Annotated in this window: 3 protein-coding genes; 2 read left to right on the top strand and 1 reads right to left on the bottom strand. The window is 47.9% G+C overall.

Annotated features, from left to right (window positions below; all coding sequences use genetic code 11):
* Positions 1 to 183: 183 nt before the first annotated feature.
* Positions 184 to 1,695 carry a glycoside hydrolase family 43 protein gene (locus Q0418_RS00580; RefSeq protein ID WP_298481597.1) on the top strand — a complete coding sequence of 504 codons (1,512 nt, stop codon included), beginning with the start codon at positions 184 to 186 and terminating at the stop codon, positions 1,693 to 1,695.
* 71 nt (positions 1,696 to 1,766) lie between these two features.
* Here the strand turns inward: Q0418_RS00580 and Q0418_RS00575 are convergent, their stop codons facing one another.
* A complete protein-coding gene (locus Q0418_RS00575; protein ID WP_298481596.1) occupies positions 1,767 to 2,249 on the bottom strand; it encodes a small multi-drug export protein in 483 nt (160 codons plus the stop codon).
* Positions 2,250 to 2,549: 300 nt separating this feature from the next.
* Here Q0418_RS00575 and Q0418_RS00570 point away from each other — a divergent pair, with 300 nt between their 5' ends.
* Positions 2,550 to 5,279, top strand: coding sequence for a hypothetical protein (locus Q0418_RS00570; protein ID WP_298481595.1), 2,730 nt, complete (start codon positions 2,550 to 2,552; stop codon positions 5,277 to 5,279).
* The last annotated feature ends 208 nt before the right edge of the window (positions 5,280 to 5,487 follow it).

Raw genomic sequence — 5,487 nt, 5'->3', positions numbered from 1 at the left:
CGTCATATTTCGCAAAAATGCTCGTGAATACACAAAGTATTCACTGCGCTTTTTGTTTCATCTGACAAAAAATCTGACAAAGTTTATGCTCGTAGAGTACATCTGACGCACAATCTTTGTGCGGTATTGCCTAAAGCATCGAACAAACCGCCGTATTATATTGTGGCAGAACGGAGTTTCATTATGCAGTATACCAACCCCATTCTCCCGGGCTTTCACCCGGACCCCAGCATTTGTCGTGTGGGTAATGATTTTTACCTGGTAACAAGTACATTCGAATATTTTCCGGGCATTCCCGTATTCCACAGCCAGGATCTGGTGCACTGGGAACAGATCGGGCACTGCCTGACACGGGATTCCCAGGTAAAGCTGGTACCGGGTGCACCCAATTGCCTCAACATCTACGCCCCTACCATCCGCTATCACGAGGGAACATTTTATGTTATCGTCACGAATGTCACCGGCGATAACCACGGCAATTTTATTGTCACAGCAACAGACCCCAGCGGCGAATGGTCTGATCCAATCGCTCTGCCGTTCCCCGGCATTGATCCGTCTCTGTTTTTCGATGACGACGGAAAAGTATACTATCTGGGCACAGATTGCGAGGTCTATCTCAACGAAGTCAATATTCAGACAGGGGAAGCCATTGGGGAACCCCATCTCCTCTGGCAGGGCACGGCGAATAACCCCGAGGGACCCCATCTGTACAAAATCGACGGCATGTACTATCTGCTCATTGCCCAGGGCGGCACAGAGATGTGCCACATGGCAGCTATAGCACGGAGCAAGAATATTCTCGGTCCGTATGAGCCCTGTCCGCACAACCCTGTCCTCACCAATATCGGACATGCTCTGCCCATAAAGGCAGCAGGACACGCCGATCTGGTAGACGACCCGGCTGGAAACTGGTGGGCAGTATGCCTGGGCAACCGTCCTCTCGCCTATCCGTTCCGGCACAATCTGGGACGGGAGACTATGCTGGTTCCCGTGAAAAAAGAAAACGGCTGGTTTTATATGGGTGCAGAAGGTGCCGTTCTGACGGAATTTGATGTGCCGGAGCTGCCAGCGTTCCAGACTGCCGGGTATGTACCGGGAAGTGCCGTGGAAGATCATTTCGACAGCACAGCCCTGCATCCTTCCTGGAATTATATCTACAATCCGGTGCCGGGACTGATTCAGTTGACGGGAAAACAGTTACAGCTTTGGGGAAATGCTGCCAGGCTTTCGGAAGATACCCCGAAAACATGGCTTGGCAGACGGCAGGAGCATTTCTGCTGCACAGCCGAGGCAGATATCACTTTCGCACCGGAACGTGATGGCGAAGAAGCCGGTCTGACTGTCTATATGAACCCGGGACATCATTATGAGATCGCAAAGACCCGCCTGGACGGAAAGCCATGCATCATAGTCCGCCGGAGAATCGGTTCACTCCAGGCAGTGGAAAACGTGATTCCCTGCAATGCAGAGCAAGTGACTCTCCGTCTGGAATGCAGCCGGGATTGGTATCGGTTCTTCTTTGCAGCGGACGGCGGAGAAATGGTACTGGCAGGCAGTGGCGAGACCCAGTACCTGACCACCGAAGCTGGCGGCTGCTTTACCGGAAATTATATTGCACTGTTTGCCAGCGGAAACGGTGCACCCTGTGAAACGCCGGCAGATGTTACAGCTTTCCGCTATCTGCCCCAGGAATAATTGCTGAAAAATACATACAACAACGGCGCACATTCTCTATTCAGAATGTGCGCCGTTGTTGTTTTGTTCAATTACGAAAAAATTGAGGTGATGGCAGAAAATACACCCAAAGTGCCCAGTGTCATGATAATGCCGGCGAGCAGTACGCCAAGTATGACTGCAACAACACTGCGCTTGAAGCCCATGTTGAGCAGACTTGCTGCAAGAGTGCCTGTCCATGCACCAGTCCCCGGAATGGGAATGCCTACGAACAAGAGCAGTGCCAGGAACAGCCCGCGTCCTGCTTTTTCCTGTAGCTTCTTTCCTCCCTTTTCGCCTTTTTCCAGACACCATTTGAAGAATTTCCCGATGAAGCGCTTATCCGAGCCCCAGACCAGAATCTTTCTGGCAAAAAAATAGATAAACGGCACCGGAACCATATTTCCGATCACGCAGACGATCAGTGTAGGCAGCCAGGGCAGACCCATAAAGCCTGTCCCAATGGGAACCGCACCACGCAGTTCTACGATGGGAACCATAGAAACGAAAAAAACAGCCAGATACTTTAAAACCATATGTTACTCCTTTGTGTTCCAAGTGACACAGACGGCCACAACTTTATGCATATACAATATACTTTTTATAGAATACACGAAATCTCATATAGTTTGATGAAAAAATTTCAGTTATATTCTGAATTTTTTATGTAGTCAAAAACATCTGTCAGTCTGAACCAGCAAAAGCATCTGGCTGCATAAAAATAAGCAAAAAATCGTTTCCAGATCCTGTTCAGAAATATTGCAGAATTTGTCGAATTATGTTATAATATAGGAGAATATGTTGAACCACTTCTTTTTCAAAAAAGGAGGCGTCTTATGCGAAAGATAACATATGTATCACGCTTCGGAGCACAGAAGCTGCTTTGCCTGATCATTGCCATTGTCGTATGCATCGCAAGCTACATCTGTCCCTATTCCATACAGTACACTCTGGCAGGCGCATTGGAAGCGATCCCTCAGGGAGACGGCTCGTCGGAATCTCCCTATGAGATCCGCAGTGCGGAACAGCTGTTCTGGTTTGCAGACGCCGCCCAAGAAAAGCAGGATCTCCATGGGATATTAAACGAAGATATCACCGTCAGCGATTCTGAATGGGCTCCCATTGGCACTGCCCAAGCACCATTTCTGGGCACATTCAACGGAAAGGGACACATGATTTCCGGATTGCATTTCCAGGATCTGGCGTTGAATTATGGCGGAATGTTTGGCGTGATCGGCACTGACGGCGTGGTAGAAAACTTGTATCTGAAAGAAGTCAACTTCACCGGAAAAGCATATTTGGGCGGCATTGCCGGAAAAAACAGCGGCTGCATCCGAAATTGTTCCGTATCCGGGAATATTTTCGCAGCAAGCCGTGCCGGGGGCATTGTCGGTCATAATACAGCGGTTCTGAAAAACTGCTGCCATACAGGAACGATTGGCATAACCGATAGCAACGCCGGCGGCATTGCCGGAATCAGCACAGCACCGCTGTCTTGCTGTTATCACCTAGGAGAAGTCTTTGGCACAGACACCAGCGAGAATATGGGCATGCTTCTGGGGACATACACAGGCGGCTCTGAAACGCCGCTGATTTCCTGCTATATTTCAGAAGAAAGTTTATTCAACGCCGTAGGAACAAACGACAGCTTCAGCACACTTCCTACTGATATGGTACAGTTACCCCAGGCATTCCAGGACGGCACAGTTGCGGCACTTCTCAATGTATATGCCGCCACTCAGGAAGATCTTTCCTCTTGGATGGTACAGGACAATACCACAATTCTAACCATCTTTGTCAGCACGCCAACAGAAAGTAGCACGGAGACAACCATCGAAACAGAAACCACCACATCCGAAAAGGAATTGCAGACAAGTTCGGAATCTGAGCCAGAAACAACAACAACAACAACTACTACTACTACTACTACTACTACTACTACCTCTTCTTCCGCTTCTACTATCTCTTCCACTTCTGACAGTATTCCAGAAGAGACTGCCATTCCGGAGACAACAGCAACAGAGTACACTGTTACCCAATCAGATACAACCACGAACAATACAACCTCTACGACAGAAGAATGTACAACTTCTTCCGAAATACAACTGGTTACAACAACATCAGCAGCAACAACAACAACTACTACTACTACTACTACTACCTCTACGACAGAAACTACCACCACAATACCAGAAACATCTTTCAGCACCTCATCTGCTCCGGCATCCTCAAAAACAACAACTGCCGTTTCTACTACAAAGACCACTTCGAAAACAAGCACTTTGTCTCAGACAACCAGTATGGAAACCACGATTCAGACCACAAGCATTACAAGAAAAACCACAACCTTTTCCGGAACAGTCACTTCCGCTGGTCCGACAAATACGACTACTTCGGAAACCACAACAACAGTTCAGACAGCAGCAACAACAACAACAACAACAACAACAACTACTACTACTACTACTACTACTACTACTACCCAGATAACTTCCTCAGAATATACCACATCCTACAGCACTGGCACTTCCAGAGAAACAACAACCACAAGCCACACCTTGGTTGCCCCACTTCCCACCAGTACTTCTACCGCTGCTAGCAATACCACTCTAACAACAGCTGCAATTATCACACAGCACACAACAAAATCCACCAATATCTCGTTGAAAACCAGTTCTGTCACCACAACACAGACAACAGTTTCCACCACAGATTCTGCAATCGGCGCTGTCTCATCTTCTGCCTTGACAACCAACAGCATTGTCTCTGTCACTTCTCATACCACAACAGAAACCACACTGAAAACCACCATTACCACAAAACAAACTACAAGGACAAGTTCTGTGCCAACAACTACCAGCATGGAAATACGGACTACTTCGGCGGAAGAGAAACCTGCTACTTCCACTTCACCAACGCCATCCACAACTACCACCACTACGATTACAACAACAACAACAATAACCACTACTACAACTACTTTTACTACTTCAACAAACACGTCCTGTCTGACCACACCAACCTCAGCAGGTCCTACCAATACCACAAGTCAAACCACAATAACAAAGCTTACAGAAACTACTCCCACAGCTACTTCCGAAACAACCATACAAAGCACGGCATCTTCTCTGACATCTGCTGTTACATCATCTTTGACAACTACTATCCCAATAACCACCTCTGCACCCATCAAAACAACAGCAACAACCAGCCAGACAGTGGAGAGCACAACGATTTCCACAGCTTTTACGGAAACTTCTTCTGCAAGCACCACTCTGAATACAAGTGCAGACTGGACGCCGAAACTCCGGGGCGACACGGACCGGAATGGACGCATTGACTGTGATGATGCATATCTGGTATTGTTATATTACGCAAATCATTCTGTAGGAAATACGGATTTCACCCTTACGGCATTTCCAGAGCTGGAACAGCAGCTTCTGAAACTGATTGATGTGGATCAGAACGGCAGCATCGATCCACAGGATGCCTATCTGATCCTGCTGTATTATACCATTACATCAATAGGCGGACATCCTGTCTGGGATGAAATTGCGGTAAGGTGATGCTACTTTTTGAAAAAGATTCTATCCTTCGTTGTAAACGTCCCACCGGGACGTTTACAAAATTTGAGTTACTGAAAAAGGTTTACAAGGGGAAAGCGGTCTTGTTCGCTTTTCTCATCCCTTTTCTCCGCGGCGCAAAAGTATGCGCCGGGTGTTTCGCCGCCTGCGGGCGGCGACAAGGGGCTTTGCCCCTTGACCCCACCAGCAT

This window comes from uncultured Ruminococcus sp. (genome assembly GCF_937915125.1).
Classification (GTDB): domain Bacteria; phylum Bacillota; class Clostridia; order Oscillospirales; family Ruminococcaceae; genus Ruminococcus_C.
The sequence above is the reverse complement of the archived record's forward strand: the minus strand, read 5'-3'. Positions and strand labels throughout refer to the sequence as shown.

Bases quoted from the DNA above. Each gene is read 5' to 3' on its own strand.
- Q0418_RS00580 (WP_298481597.1), top strand. From the start codon at position 184: ATGCAGTATACCAACCCCATTCTCCCGGGCTTTCACCCGGACCCCAGC.
- Q0418_RS00575 (WP_298481596.1), bottom strand. From the start codon at position 2,249: ATGGTTTTAAAGTATCTGGCTGTTTTTTTCGTTTCTATGGTTCCCATC.
- Q0418_RS00570 (WP_298481595.1), top strand. From the start codon at position 2,550: ATGCGAAAGATAACATATGTATCACGCTTCGGAGCACAGAAGCTGCTT.